Origin of the sequence: Candidatus Brevundimonas phytovorans, assembly GCA_029203145.1 — a bacterium.
Taxonomy (GTDB): domain Bacteria; phylum Pseudomonadota; class Alphaproteobacteria; order Caulobacterales; family Caulobacteraceae; genus Brevundimonas; species Brevundimonas phytovorans.
The window spans coordinates 2,259,360-2,271,788 of the sequence record CP119309.1 but is presented as its reverse complement, the minus strand read 5'-3'; the positions used below and the strand labels follow the sequence as shown (position 1 = coordinate 2,271,788).

General features: G+C 69.4%; 13 protein-coding genes. 9 read left to right on the top strand and 4 right to left on the bottom strand.

Features of this window, described 5'->3' with window-relative positions:
* Nucleotides 1-21 precede the first annotated feature (21 nt).
* Together P0Y52_11175 and P0Y52_11170 are read right to left on the bottom strand one after the other, a co-directional pair.
* Complete coding sequence (locus P0Y52_11175) at nucleotides 22-1,806, bottom strand: hypothetical protein (GenBank protein ID WEK57098.1); 1,785 nt, start codon at nucleotides 1,804-1,806, stop codon at nucleotides 22-24.
* The gene (locus P0Y52_11170) at nucleotides 1,803-3,509 is read right to left on the bottom strand and encodes a molecular chaperone HscC (GenBank protein WEK57097.1); all 1,707 of its coding nucleotides are present in this window, start codon (nucleotides 3,507-3,509) and stop codon (nucleotides 1,803-1,805) included. Before P0Y52_11170 ends, P0Y52_11175 begins: the two co-directional genes overlap by 4 nt.
* 120 nt (nucleotides 3,510-3,629) lie before the next feature.
* Here P0Y52_11170 and P0Y52_11165 point away from each other — a divergent pair, with 120 nt between their 5' ends.
* Nucleotides 3,630-4,211, top strand: coding sequence for a TetR/AcrR family transcriptional regulator (locus tag P0Y52_11165; protein WEK57096.1), 582 nt, complete (start codon nucleotides 3,630-3,632; stop codon nucleotides 4,209-4,211).
* Nucleotides 4,208-4,546 (top strand): SMR family transporter, encoded by a 339-nt coding sequence (locus P0Y52_11160; GenBank protein WEK57095.1) that lies wholly within the window; start codon nucleotides 4,208-4,210, stop codon nucleotides 4,544-4,546. Before P0Y52_11165 ends, P0Y52_11160 begins: the two co-directional genes overlap by 4 nt.
* Nucleotides 4,547-4,720: 174 nt before the next feature.
* On the opposite strand, the gene P0Y52_11155 is transcribed toward P0Y52_11160, so the two are convergent.
* Nucleotides 4,721-5,080, bottom strand: coding sequence for an endonuclease domain-containing protein (locus tag P0Y52_11155; GenBank protein WEK57094.1), 360 nt, complete (start codon nucleotides 5,078-5,080; stop codon nucleotides 4,721-4,723).
* Nucleotides 5,081-5,159: 79 nt separating this feature from the next.
* Between P0Y52_11155 and P0Y52_11150 the strand changes: the two genes are divergently transcribed.
* From P0Y52_11150 to P0Y52_11120, 7 genes are all read left to right on the top strand, one after another.
* Nucleotides 5,160-5,630 carry a YcgN family cysteine cluster protein gene (locus tag P0Y52_11150; protein ID WEK57093.1) on the top strand — a complete coding sequence of 157 codons (471 nt, stop codon included), beginning with the start codon at nucleotides 5,160-5,162 and terminating at the stop codon, nucleotides 5,628-5,630.
* A gap of 27 nt (nucleotides 5,631-5,657) precedes the next feature.
* Nucleotides 5,658-8,075 carry an ATP-binding protein gene (locus tag P0Y52_11145; GenBank protein ID WEK57092.1) on the top strand — a complete coding sequence of 806 codons (2,418 nt, stop codon included), beginning with the start codon at nucleotides 5,658-5,660 and terminating at the stop codon, nucleotides 8,073-8,075.
* A gap of 98 nt (nucleotides 8,076-8,173) precedes the next feature.
* Complete coding sequence (locus P0Y52_11140; GenBank protein WEK57091.1) at nucleotides 8,174-8,821, top strand: hypothetical protein; 648 nt, start codon at nucleotides 8,174-8,176, stop codon at nucleotides 8,819-8,821.
* Nucleotides 8,763-9,965, top strand: a complete 1,203-nt coding sequence (locus P0Y52_11135; protein ID WEK57090.1) for a terminase family protein — start codon at nucleotides 8,763-8,765, stop codon at nucleotides 9,963-9,965. The genes P0Y52_11140 and P0Y52_11135 overlap by 59 nt, the downstream gene beginning before the upstream one ends.
* Before the next feature lie 149 nt (nucleotides 9,966-10,114).
* The gene (locus P0Y52_11130) at nucleotides 10,115-11,293 is read left to right on the top strand and encodes a phage portal protein (GenBank protein ID WEK57089.1); all 1,179 of its coding nucleotides are present in this window, start codon (nucleotides 10,115-10,117) and stop codon (nucleotides 11,291-11,293) included.
* On the top strand, nucleotides 11,293-11,517 hold the full coding sequence (locus P0Y52_11125) for a hypothetical protein (protein WEK57088.1): 225 nt from the start codon (nucleotides 11,293-11,295) through the stop codon (nucleotides 11,515-11,517). The genes P0Y52_11130 and P0Y52_11125 overlap by 1 nt, the downstream gene beginning before the upstream one ends.
* A 182-nt stretch (nucleotides 11,518-11,699) precedes the next feature.
* On the top strand, nucleotides 11,700-12,125 hold the full coding sequence (locus P0Y52_11120; protein WEK57087.1) for an HK97 family phage prohead protease: 426 nt from the start codon (nucleotides 11,700-11,702) through the stop codon (nucleotides 12,123-12,125).
* On the opposite strand, the gene P0Y52_11115 is transcribed toward P0Y52_11120, so the two are convergent.
* On the bottom strand, nucleotides 12,088-12,423 hold the full coding sequence (locus P0Y52_11115; GenBank protein ID WEK57086.1) for a hypothetical protein: 336 nt from the start codon (nucleotides 12,421-12,423) through the stop codon (nucleotides 12,088-12,090). The genes P0Y52_11120 and P0Y52_11115 overlap by 38 nt on opposite strands.
* Nucleotides 12,424-12,429: the final 6 nt, after the last annotated feature.

The following is a 12,429-nucleotide window of genomic DNA, read 5'->3' as shown; positions in this document are numbered from 1 at the left end:
CGCGCCCGATCGCCATCGCAGTTAGGCGAAGCGGTCGGCGGACTTGCGGCGTTGGCGCTTTTTCTGCGGCCAGTGAGCGAGAAGCAGGTCGCCGAGCGTCGTCAGCGCCAGAATCCCTCCGATCCAGGCGCCGCCCCAGGCGAAGACGGAGGTTTTCAGGTCAGGACTCTCCAAGAAGTTCATGAATGTCAGGAAGACGCCAATCGGGGTCGCCCATCGGCGTATCCCGACCATCATGGGCGATTGATATGGCGAAGCGATGATGCCGAGCGCCGCCGCGATACTCAGCACGGCGAGGGCAAGGGGGGCCATCCAGAAGTGGAGAGAAGAATAGGCGAGAAGTGCGCCTGCCCCCGCGACGCCGGCCAGTAGAAGGCCGGCTCGGCCTCTTGCTGGAAGACGATCGGGCCAGCGTCGTGTGAGATGTAGGCCGCCGACGCCGAAGATAGGCATGGCGATGAGCAGCGCCGCGACGAGGGGCAGGTGTCCAGCGACACCCGCGCCGCAAATCGATGCCAAGGACAGAACGACTGGAGGCCAGGTCCAGAACCAGCGCAGACGCAGGCTCCAGGGTTCAGCATCCGTCACGATCAGCGCCCAAACGCCGAGGGCGAGGCCGGTCAGCACGACGAGAGCGGTCAGGATCAGGTCGATGTTTTCGGATGGGTTTGGAGGCGCTGCGGCGGCCAGCAGCAGGGCTGCTGTCGCAGGGGCCCAACCCGAAGAGGCCCAGAGGGGGAGGGCGCTTTGTCGTCTTGAAATCCGCCACCGCGGAAGGACGAAGACGTAGTGAAGGATCAGTACGGCGGCTAGGCTCAGGGCCAGGCCAAGGAATGCGCCAGCAAGCAAGCCTGTAGAGCTTGGGCCCTTGGGGTCTGCGCCGGCCCAGCCGAGGAAGCCGAACAGAAGGGGGATGCCGATGACGGTCCAGAGGGCGCCGCTGTCGAATCTTGGGCGAGATAGATAGTCCCGCCACCAAGCGATTGTCTCAGTGTTCAGATAGGCTTGGAGATGGGGGAAGTCGTGATCCAACTGGGCCAGCAACTCGGCGACCCGGGGCTTGACGCCGAAAGACAGTCTCGCTTGTCGGCGAGCCTGTGAAGTCATCGGCTGGCTGAGGAGAGTGAAGGCCTCATGGCTGCTGGCTGACGGGTTGCGCAGACGACGGATGGTCTCGAGGTCCTCGCGGTGTTGCAGGGCGCCCAGCCCGGGGTTCCAGTGGTCGCCGACGGGGCGGTGGTCCCAGCCGAAGAAGGTGATGGTCGGCTCCAGCAGGGCGCCGATGCCGGGGCCGCGTTGCCCCGCCAACTGGCCCAGCCAGTGCTCGGTCGACTCGTGCACGTCCAGGGCGCCCAGGGCGGGCGAGCGGAAGACGGCGACCAGGGCGGTCAGGATGGCTTCGTCATGGGGCGTCGGCTGACGCAGGGCCTCGGACAGGGCGTCGCAGCGGCGCTGGTGCTCGGCGCGTTCGGCGCGGTCGCGCTCGATCTCGGCGACCAGGGCCGGGTCCTGTTGCGGGGTTTGGTCCAGGGTCGAGACCGAGGCCGTGTGGTCAGCCCCGCCTTGGACGGGGGCAGGGGCGGCGTCCAGCCCCTCGACCGCGTCGTCTTCGGGCCAGGCCTGCCCCGACCAGGCGGCGTGGCGGGCATGGTTCATCGCCTGTTCGAAGGCCGCGCGAAGAGCCTGAAAGCCTTGCGGATCGTCCTCGGGATGGACGATCTTGAGCCGCCGGGCGTAGGCGCGCCGAATTTCGCGCTCGTCGGTGGAAGGGGAGATCGCCAGTTCGCGCCAGATGGAGCCGCTCACAGCCAGGTCGCGCCTTCGAACTGGTCGAGGACCTGGGTCAGTTCGGCGCGGCCGTGTTCGATTTCGCGCGGATCCTGGCGCTCCAGGATGAAGGTGAAGCGGTCCATGTGCTGGCCGATGAAGTGGCGCTGGTCGCCGAGGGCGTCCTCGTAGCAGCGGGCGGCGCGGGCCAGGATGACGCGGTTGAGGTCGGCGTCGCGCGGGTGGTGCTTGAGCGCGGCCAGGGCCTCGCGGCGCTTGAGGAAGTCGGGGCCGGACATGACGTCCTCGTCGGCGATGACCAGTTCGCGGCGCTCGCCGGTCTTGGGCACGTGGACGTCGACCTCGAGCAGGCCGTTGATGTCGTAGGAGAAGCGGACCTCGATGGCGATCTCGCCGGCCGGGGCGGCGGGGACGGCGACATCCAGCTCGCCCAGGCGGATGTTGTCGATCACGGCGCGGGACTCGCCCTGATAGATGGGCAGTTTCACCTGTCGCTGGTTGGCCTCCATGGTCGAATAGACCTGGACGCGGCTGGCCGGGATGACGGTGTTGCGTTCGATGATGGGGGAGAAGACGCCGTGGCGGACCATGCCGCCGGGGCCGCGTTCGCTGACCTCGACCCCCAGGCTGTAGGGGCAGACGTCGGTGAGGACGACTTCCTTCAGCGCCGTGTCGCGCGACTTCAGCCCGGCCTGGATGGCGGCGCCCAGGGCCACGGCCTGATCGGGATCGACGGCCTTGGAGGGGAAGCGGCCGAACATCCGCGTCAGGGCGCGGCGCACGACCGGCATCCGCGTGGCCCCGCCGACCATGACGATCTCCTGCAGGCCGTCGGCGCGCAGGCCCGCGTCGCGCAGGGCGCGCAGCACCGGATCGCGCAGCCGGGTCAGCAGGCCGGAGCACATCTCCTCGAAGGCGTCGGCGGTGAAGGCGTGCTCGAAGCCTTCGTCCTTCCAGGTCACGGCCATGGTGGCGGCGGCGCCCTCGGTCAGGGCGCGGCGGGCGCGTTCGGCGGCGGCGCGGATACGCTCGCGCAGCAGGGGATCGGCGCGATCCTGGGCCGAGAGGCGGTCGCCGACGGCCTTGCCGAAGGCCTCGATCAGAAGCTGGTTGAAGTCCTCGCCTCCGAGGCGGTTGTCGCCGGTGGAGGCGCGGACCTCTATGACGCCCTCGAAGATCTCCAGCACCGAGACGTCGAAGGTGCCGCCGCCGAGGTCGAAGACCAGGAAGCGGCTCTCGTCGTCCAGTTCGTGGATGCCGTAGGCGAGGGCGGCGGCGGTCGGTTCGTTCAGCAGGCGCTCGACCTTGAGCCCGGCCAGTTCGCCCGCGCGGCGGGTGGCCTTGCGCTGCTTGTCGTTGAAATAGGCGGGGACGGTGATGACCGCCTCGGTCACCGGCTGGCCCAGATAGGCGGCGGCGTCGTCGGCGAGACGGCGCAGGACCAGGGCCGACAGTTCTTCCGGCAGGAAGCTCTGCTTGCCCAGCCTGGTCGCGCGGCTGGCGCCCATGTAGCGCTTGAAGGCCGTGGCGGTCAGGCTGGGGTGGGTCGATTGCCGCTCGCGCGCGGCCAGACCGACCAGGACGTCGCCGGTCGTGTCGTCCAGGCTGACGGCGGAGGGCGTCAGCAGGTGGCCCAGGCTGTTGGGGATCAGCTCCGCCTTGCCGTCGCGCCAGACGCCGACCGCGCTGTTGGTCGTTCCCAGATCAATACCGATAATCACGCTGGCCCCCGCCTGATGCTGCGCTTGTCTTAGCGGTCTGGCCCGTCGCGCATCAAGTCGAAGTGCGGTGTTCGCTGAAATTGAATTGGATGGAAACCGTCCGGTTGGTATGTAGCGGCCATGGACGCCCAGACACGCCGCCGCGCGCCGGAAACCACCCGCGCCGAGATCATCGACATGGCCATCGAGGTCGCCGCCGATCAGGGGGCGATGGGGCTGACGCTGGACGCGGTGGTCGCGCGTCTGCCGTTCAGCAAGGGCGCCTTGTTGCATCACTTTCCGACCAAGCTGGCCCTGCTGGAAGGGGTGATCGATCACCTGGCCGGTGAGATGACGGCTCAGGTTCTGGATGAGGCGGCGCGCGATCCCAACCCCTATGGCCGCAATGCGCGGGCCTATCTGCGGGCGACGGTCAATGACCCGGTGACGGAGCGCGACGTCAGCATCGGCCGGGCGGCGCTGGTGGCCTGCGCCGTCGAGCCCGGTCTGATCAAGCGCTGGCGATCCGCGATGCAGGCCCTGGCCGAGGACGATCCGGTTGATCCGGCGGGCAGGGACGACGCCCTGATGCTGCGGCTGATCGCCGACGGCTTGTGGATGAGCGACCTGTTCGGCACGCATGAGGTGTCGCCCGACCAGCGCAAGGCCCTGTTGTCGCTGCTGACGCCGGGGAGCCTGCTGTCGGAGGCGGGCGAGGCATGAACCCCGTGACCTGGGCGGCGCTGCTGGGCGCCATCGGTCTGGAGGTGCTGGGGACCACGCTGTTGCAGTCGTCGCAGCAGTTCACCCGGCCGTGGCCGACGGCGGGGCTGGCGGTTTGCTATGCGGCGGCCTTCTACCTGCTGACCATTGCGCTGAAGCAGATGCCGGTGGGGCTGGCCTACGCCATCTGGAGCGGGTTGGGCGTAGTGCTGATCTCGCTGATCGGCCTGGTCCTGTTCAAGCAGAAGCTGGATGCGCCGGCCGTCATCGGACTGGTGATGATCGTGGGCGGGGTGGTGGTGATCAACGTCTTTTCAAAGAGCGTGACGCATTGAATCTTCGATCCTCCCCTGCGTAGCGGGGGAGGGGGACCGCGACGGCGTAGCCGGCGGGGTGGAGGGGGCGAGCGCTGGACGCAGCGCGATGGTCTTTGAACGCCCGTCTGTAGCCGCCCCCTCCACCATGCTGCGCATGGTCCCCCTCCCCCGCGAACGGGGGAGGATCGGGGGCTAGCGTGTGCGGGACAGAACCAAGGTCCAGACGGAATGAGCGACGGCGTCTGCATCGCGCAGGACATCGGCCGCAGAGTACCGGACGACTTCGATCCCTTGTGAGCGCAGCCAGGCGTCGCGTCGGTCATCGTGGGCGGGCGTTTGTCCTGTGCCGTGGATCAGGCCGTCGACTTCGACCGCCAGGCGCAAGCGGGCGCAGTAGAAGTCGAGGATATAAGGGCCGATCGGGTGCTGGCGGCGGAAGCTCGGCAGGCCGTCGCGGCGCGGACGCAGGCGCGTCCAGAGGGCGGCTTCGGGCGGCGTCATCGCACGACGCAGACTCCGGGCGCGTTTTTCTGTAAGGAGCGGCGCTCTCATGGCTCAGCGTATGCACAGTTCCGCCCCCTCCACCATGCTGCGCATGGTCCCCCTCCCCCGCGACGCAGGGGAGGAGTGAATGGAACGTCCCTTCTGGGAAACCAAAGCGCTGACCGAGATGTCGGCGACCGAGTGGGAGAGCCTGTGCGACGGGTGCGGCCTGTGCTGCGTCATTCGCTTCGAGGACGAGAACACCGGCGAGATCGTGCCGACGCGGGTGCACTGCAAGCTGTTCGACCCGGACAAGTGCACCTGTTCGGACTACGCCAACCGGCAGGCGCATGTGCCGGACTGTATCAAGCTGACGCCCGGCAAGATCGCGGGGCTGCGCTGGCTGCCGCCGTCGTGCGGCTATCGCCGGGTGCATGAGGGGCGCGGTCTGGCCTGGTGGCATCCGCTGATCTCGGGCGATCCGGAAACGGTGCATACGGCGGGAGTTTCGATCCGTCGGCAGACGATTTCCGAGGCGGCTCTGGCGACCGAGGAGGACGCCCTGGATTTCGAGGCGCCCGAGTGGATGCTGGAGCGCGGCGGGGACGCTAACGAATAATTTGCCGAGCGGGGTTAGGGGAGAGTGATGGGGATCGTGGCGGCGCGAGCAGGAGACAAGGACAGGGCGGAACGCGATGCGTTCGACCGGCTGGCCGCCATCGCCTGCGCCGCGTTCAACGCGCCGCACGCCATGATCACAGTGCTGGACGAGGACCGGGCCGTGTTCCGGTCTGGCGTGGGTCTGGACGAGGTCAGCGTGCCGCGCCTCCAGAGCGTCAGCCATGTTCTGGCCGAGATGGGGCCGGACGCGGTGCTGGTGATCGAGGACACCCTGGCTACGTCTGCGACCTGCGACCACCCGATGGTGATCGGCGCGCCGGGAGTCCGCTTCTTCGTCGGGGCGACCGTTTGCGCGGCGGACGGACAGCCGGTGGGCGCCATCGGGGTGCTGGACGTCAAGCCCCGCCCCGCCCCGGACGAGGCGCAGCTGAGGCTGATCCGCGAGCTGGCGGGCCTGGCCGGCGACCTGTTGAAACACGCCGAGGCCGTGCGGCAGGAAGCGGCGCGTCTGGAGACGCTGCGGCTGGCCGAGGACATGGTGGGGGTCGGGCGCTGGCGCTATGAACTGGCCACGAGCGAAGTGACCTGGTCTGACGAAATCTATCGCATTCACGGGGTCGAGCCGGGGGCCTTTGCACCCACTCTGGACGACGTGTTCGGCCATTATCACGCCGACGACCGCAACGAGATCCAGCGGCTGGTCGCGCGGGCGCTGAGCGCCGGGGACGGCTACAGCTTCAAGCTGCGGCTGCTGGGCAAGGACGGCCTGGAACGGGTGGTCGCCGCCGAGGGCGCCGCCGAAAAGGACGCCACGGGCCGCGTCATCGCCCTGTTCGGCGTCTTGCAGGACGTGACCGAACGCGAGCGGCTGTTGCGGGCGGCCCAGACCAATGAGCGGCGCTATCGCCTGCTGGCCGAAAACACCGGCGACGTCATCACCCGCGTCAAGATGGACGGGTCGAGCAAGTATATCTCGCCGGCCATCCAGCAACTGCTGGGCTGGACCTTTGAGGACATGAGCGGCCAGTCGACCGACTATGTCCACCCCGAGGACCGGCAGCAGGTGCTGGACGCGATCAGCGCGGCGGTCAGGACGGGCCGGCCGACGCGGCTGGAGCACCGGGCGGTGCACCGTCAGGGCCATACGGTCTGGGTGGAGTCCGCCTTCAAGGCGCTGACCGACGAGCACGGCCAGGTCGACGACGTGGTGGTGGTCATCCGCGACATGACCCAGCGCAAGCTGCTGGAGGACGAGGTCATCGAGGCCAAGGAGCGGGCCGAGAAGGCCGCCCAGGCCAAGAGCGAATTCCTGGCCAACATGAGCCACGAGCTGCGCACCCCGCTGACCAGCGTGATCGGCTTTTCGGGCCTGTTGCAGACCTCGGAGGCCTTGCCGGCCGAGGAGCGGACCTATGTCGAGCGCATCGCCACGGCGTCCGAGGCCCTGTTGGGGGTCATCAACGACATTCTCGACTATTCCAAGCTGGAAGCGAACGCGATCGAGATGGACCCCGAGCCCTTCCCGGTCGCGGCCCTGGTCGAGGGGGCCGCGGCCATCGTCGAGGGGCAGTGCGTGGCCAAGGGGCTGAGCCTGAAGGTCGAGGTCGACGCGGCCATGCCCGAAGTCCTGACCGGGGACGCCGGGCGGCTGCGCCAGGTCATGCTGAACTTCCTGTCCAATGCGGTGAAGTTCACCGGCAAGGGCGGGGTGACGCTGCGGGTCGGCGGGGCGCCGGACGCCGAGGGCCGCTGGCGGCTGCGGGTGGCGGTGACGGACACCGGCATCGGCATTCCGGCCGAGAAGATCGAGCAGTTGTTCGAGCGTTTCACCCAGGCCGACGCCTCGACCACGCGGGTCTATGGCGGGACCGGGCTGGGGCTGGCCATTTCGCGTCGGCTGATCGAGATCATGGGCGGCGAGATCGGCGTGGACAGCCGGCCGGGCGAGGGGGCGACCTTCTGGTTCGAAGCGCCCCTGGCGATGGGCGGCGCAGTCGGGCGGTTGGCCAGCGGCGACGACGCCATGCCGGCGCCGGGCGGCATGGCCGGAGGACGCATCCTGATGGCCGACGACGCGCCGGGGAACCGGGAGCTGGTCAGCGCCATCCTGCGCGGACTGGGGCTGGAGATCGACACCGTCTGCGACGGGGCCGAGGCGGTGCAGGCCATGCAGACGGGCGCCTATGACCTGGTGCTGATGGACGTGCACATGCCGGTCATGGACGGGCTGACGGCGACGCGGGAAATCCGGCGGATGCAGACGGGGACGGGGCGGCGCACGCCCATCCTGGCCCTGACGGCCAATGTGCAGGCGGATCAGGTGGCGCGCTGCCTGGACTGCGGCATGGACGGGCATCTGGCCAAGCCGATCCAGATTCCCGAGCTGGCGGGGGCCCTGGCCCATTGGCTGGCGGGCGGCGATCGGGCGGCGCTGGCGAGCTGAGGCGATGTTTTCCTCCTCATGAAATGGGGAGGTGGCGCGGACGCGTAGCGGCCGTGACGGAGGGGGCGACGCTGTCGTGTCCCGGAGTTAGCGCTCAAATGATCGACGTCGGCGTCGCCCCACCACTTCGTGGTCCCCCTCCCCATGAAATGGGCAGGAAAGAGAAGTCATCCTCCGCCGGCTATCGCAGTGGCGGGCGGCAAACCCTGAAATTTCCCGGGATTGATCCGTTCTCGCGGCTGTTCGCCAGCCTGAGGACGCTGGTCCGCTATGGTTTGGGCATGACGGGAAATAGGGACGAGGCGGGGGCAGCCAAGGCGAGCCCTGAATGGCTGGACCGGGTGTTCGACCAACTGCAGGCCGCGACCGATCAGGCGATCGCCGTGGTGGTCGCCGCCGAGGCGCCGGCCGACGTGGCCGAGGCCGAGAAGCGGGCGCGGGCCGTTGGCGTTCTGGCGCGGACGGCCAAGGCGGTGGCGGCCCTGAAAGTCAGCCTGTCCCGCAAGAGCCGGAACCCCGAAGAGGATGAAATGAGCGAAGACGATCGTGACATCAGCGACGCCGACCTGGCCGGGCTTCAGGCCGAATTCTACGCCCGTGTCGATCATCTGGTCGCAGCGTTTGAACGCAAGTCAGCAACTGCGGGACTGGGTCGAGAGCCTGCCGCGCGAGCAGCTGGCGGCAGCCTTGAGAGCGGGTCTGAAGGCGACGCCGAGGCTGAACGACGAACAAATCTGGCCGCCTGACGCTGACTGGCGCACCTGGGTGCTGCTGGGCGGGCGGGGGTCGGGCAAGACCTTTGCGGGCGGGTTCTGGATGAACGAGCTGGCGCGGCACAAGGATTGGACCTTCGCCCTGGTCGGGCCGGCGCTGCACGACGTGCGCGAGGTCATGGTCGAGGGGCCGTCGGGGCTGAAGGCGCAGGCGGCGCGGGACAATCGGCCGCGCTGGGAGGCAGGGCGGCGACGGCTGGTCTGGCCGTCGGGTTCGGCGGCCTATGCCTTCTCGGCCGAGGACCCGGACAGTTTGCGCGGGCCGCAGTTTCATGCGGCCTGGGCGGACGAGTTCTGCGCCTGGCGGCACCCGGAGGCGACGCTGTCGAACCTGAGGTTCGGCTTGCGGCTGGGGGAGGATCCCAAGCTGGCGATCACCACGACGCCGAGGCCGATTGCGGCGCTGCGGCGGTTGCTGGCCGAGCCGGGGGTGGCGCGGGCGCGGCTGGCGACGGCGGCCAATGCGGACAATCTGTCGCCCGGTTTTCTGGGCCACCTGAAGGCCCTCTACGCCGGGACGCGGCTGGAGGCGCAGGAGATGGAGGGGCTGATCGTCGAGGCCGACGGGGCCCTGTTCCGAGCCGAGGATCTGGCGCGGGCGCGGGGCGCGAGACCGGCGAAGTTCGAGCGGGTGGTGGTGGCGGTGGACCCGCCGGCCAGCGCCCACGGCGACGCCTGCGGCATCGTGGTCGCGGGGCGGAAGGACAAGGTCGGCTACGTGCTGGCCGACCGTTCGGCGCGCGGCCTGTCGCTCGCAGGATGGGCGCAGCGGGTGGCGGAAACGGCGGCGGAGTTCAAGGCTGACCTGGTGCTGGCCGAGGCCAATCAGGGCGGAGAGATGGTGCGGACCCTGCTGGCCCAGGCGGACTGCGAGGTTCAGATCAAGCTGGTGCACGCCAGCCGGTCGAAGAAGGCGCGGGCCGAGCCGGTGGCGGCGCTTTATGAGCAGGGGCGGGCGGTTCACTGCGGCGCGTTTCCGGCGCTGGAAGAAGAGATGATGGCGCTGGGGAGCGAGGCGGCGGGGGCGAAAAGCCCCGACCGGGCGGACGCCCTGGTGTGGGCGCTGACCCATCTGCTGCTGGCCGGGAAGACGCAGCCGAGACTGCGGGCGCTTTAGATTTTTCCTCCCTGTCGCGCAGCGATGGGGAGGTGGCGCGGCGCCGAAGGCGACGTGACGGAGGGGGCGGCTCGACGGGAGACGTTTGCGTCGCCCCCTCCACCGCTACGCGGTCCCCCTCCCCATGGAATGGGGAGGAAAGATAGATCATGGAGATATCAATGGATTGGCGACGACCGTTTGGTCGGCGGCGCGTTGGCGCGCCTGAAACCAAGGACAGCCGGACGGGGCCGCTGATCGCCCTGACCGGGGCGGGTCGGGCGCGGTGGACGCCGCGGGACTATGCTCATCTGGCCGAGGAGGGGTTTGCGAAGAATGCGATAGCCTATCGCTGTGTGCGGATGATCGCGGAGGCGGCGGCGTCGACGCCCTTGATGGTCATGGTCGGGGGCGTGCGGACGACTGAGCATCCTCTGGCGCGGCTGCTGGCCAAGCCCAATCCCGAGCAGTCGGGCGGGGAGCTGATGGAGGCGCTTTACGGCGCCTTGCAGACGGCGGGGAACGCCTATGTCGAGGCGTCGGGGGACGCCGATGGCGATGGGGCGCCGGACGAGTTGTGGGTGCTGCGGCCGGACCGGGTGAAGGTGGTGCCGGGCCGCGCGGGCTGGCCCGAGGCCTATGAGTATGCGGTCGGCGGACAGGCGGTGCGGATCGCGCGGCATGGCGACGGCTGGTCGCCGGTCATGCATCTGAAGCTGTTTCACCCGACGGACGACCACTACGGATTTTCACCGTTGGAGGCGGCGGCCTTCGCCATCGACGTGCACAATGCCTCGGGGGCCTGGAACAAGGCGCTGCTGGACAATGCGGCCAGGCCGTCGGGGGCGCTGGTCTATGGCGCCAGGGACGGCGAGCGGCTGACGGGCGAGCAGTTCGAGGCGCTGAAAGCCGAGCTGGGCGAGGCCCATGCGGGGGCGAGGAACGCCGGGCGGCCTCTGCTGCTGGAAGGCGGGCTGGACTGGAAGCCGATGAGCCTGACGCCGCACGACATGGACTTCATCGCCGGCAAGCACGCGGCGGCGCGGGAGATCGCGCTGGCCTTCGGGGTCCCGCCGCAGCTGCTGGGGATCCCGGGGGATGCGACCTACGCCAACTATCGCGAGGCCAACGCGGCCTTCTGGCGCGGGACGGTGATCCCGCTGGTGAGGAAGGCGGCGGGGGCGATGACGGGCTGGCTGGGCGGGCGGTTTGCGGACTGCCGCATCGAGGCTGATCTGGATGCGGTTCCGGCGCTGCAGGTCGAGCGCGACGCGCTGTGGGCGCGGCTGAATGCGGCGAGCTTCCTGACGGACGAGGAGCGTCGGCGGATGGCGGGGGTGGGCGAGTGATGGACGCGGTGAAGAAGGCGCCCGTCGCCCTGATCGCGGCCCTGCTGGTGCAGACCATCGGCGGGTTGGTCTGGGCCGGCGGGGCGGCGGCGCGGATCGCGACCCTGGAGCAGAGGGTGGGCGAGCAGAGGCTGGTCGCCGAGCGGTTGGCGCGGGTGGAGGCCCAGGGCGAGGCTGTGCGGGCGACGGTGGATCGGATCGAACGTCGGCTGGAGGAGAAGTGATGAGCGATCATCCGATCCTCCCCTGCGGAGCGGGGGAGGGGGACCATCCGCAGGATGGTGGAGGGGGCGGAACGGCCCTGCATGATTTCAGTGTTGAAGGTCGGGGCCTGTCGCTGAAGTCGAGCGTGAAAGCCGCCCCCTCCACCGCTGCGCGGTCCCCCTCCCCCGCAGGCGGGGGAGGATTGCTGTGGATCGAAGGCTATGCCTCGTTGTGGGGCGCGGCGGACCTGAACGGGGACGTCGTGGCGCGCGGCGCCTTCGCCGACAGCCTGCGCAAGACCGGCGCGGCGGGGGTGAGGATGCTGCATCAGCACGAGGGCCGGGCGGTGGTCGGCGTCTGGGACGAGATGGTCGAGGACGAGCGCGGCTTGCGGGTGCGCGGGCGCCTCCACGACTGGTCGGGAGAGGCGCGCTACGCCCAGGCGCTGACGCGGGCGGGGGCGCTGGACGGGCTGTCGATCGGGTTCCGTGCGGCGAAGGCGCGGCGCGAGGGGCGCTTAAGGGTGCTGAGCGCGGTGGAGCTGTGGGAGGTGTCGCTGGTGACGTTTCCGATGCTGCCGGGGGCGCGGTTCAGACCGGTCGTGAGCGGAAGCGGCGCAGCAGGATGAAGAGGACGGCCAGGGTCGGGAGCAGGATGGCGAAGCCGGCGGCGTAGCCGATCAGGACGGGGTGATCCGATCCGGCGGCGACGGCGCCGCGCTGGAAAGCCGCCTTCACGAGCGAGGCGGGGACGGCAAGCAGGAAGACGACCACGAAGACGCCGGCGGCGAGGCGCCAGCGGGACGTCTTGACGGCCTTGTGATGCGAAAAGGCGCCGGGCGGGAACAGGGCGAGGAAGAGGGCCAGCAGCAGCGGCTGCAGGAGGCTGGGCCAGAGGTCGGCGAGGGTGAAGATCGGGGCGGGCATGACGAC

Excerpts from the sequence above, each read along its gene's own strand:
- P0Y52_11125 (WEK57088.1), top strand. The coding sequence starts at position 11,293 with ATGGACGCGGTGAAGAAGGCGCCCGTCGCCCTGATCGCGGCCCTGCTG.
- P0Y52_11115 (WEK57086.1), bottom strand. The coding sequence starts at position 12,423 with ATGCCCGCCCCGATCTTCACCCTCGCCGACCTCTGGCCCAGCCTCCTG.
- P0Y52_11150 (WEK57093.1), top strand. The coding sequence starts at position 5,160 with ATGGAACGTCCCTTCTGGGAAACCAAAGCGCTGACCGAGATGTCGGCG.
- P0Y52_11165 (WEK57096.1), top strand. The coding sequence starts at position 3,630 with ATGGACGCCCAGACACGCCGCCGCGCGCCGGAAACCACCCGCGCCGAG.
- P0Y52_11145 (WEK57092.1), top strand. The coding sequence starts at position 5,658 with ATGGGGATCGTGGCGGCGCGAGCAGGAGACAAGGACAGGGCGGAACGC.
- P0Y52_11140 (WEK57091.1), top strand. The coding sequence starts at position 8,174 with ATGATCGACGTCGGCGTCGCCCCACCACTTCGTGGTCCCCCTCCCCAT.
- P0Y52_11155 (WEK57094.1), bottom strand. The coding sequence starts at position 5,080 with ATGAGAGCGCCGCTCCTTACAGAAAAACGCGCCCGGAGTCTGCGTCGT.
- P0Y52_11130 (WEK57089.1), top strand. The coding sequence starts at position 10,115 with ATGGAGATATCAATGGATTGGCGACGACCGTTTGGTCGGCGGCGCGTT.
- P0Y52_11160 (WEK57095.1), top strand. The coding sequence starts at position 4,208 with ATGAACCCCGTGACCTGGGCGGCGCTGCTGGGCGCCATCGGTCTGGAG.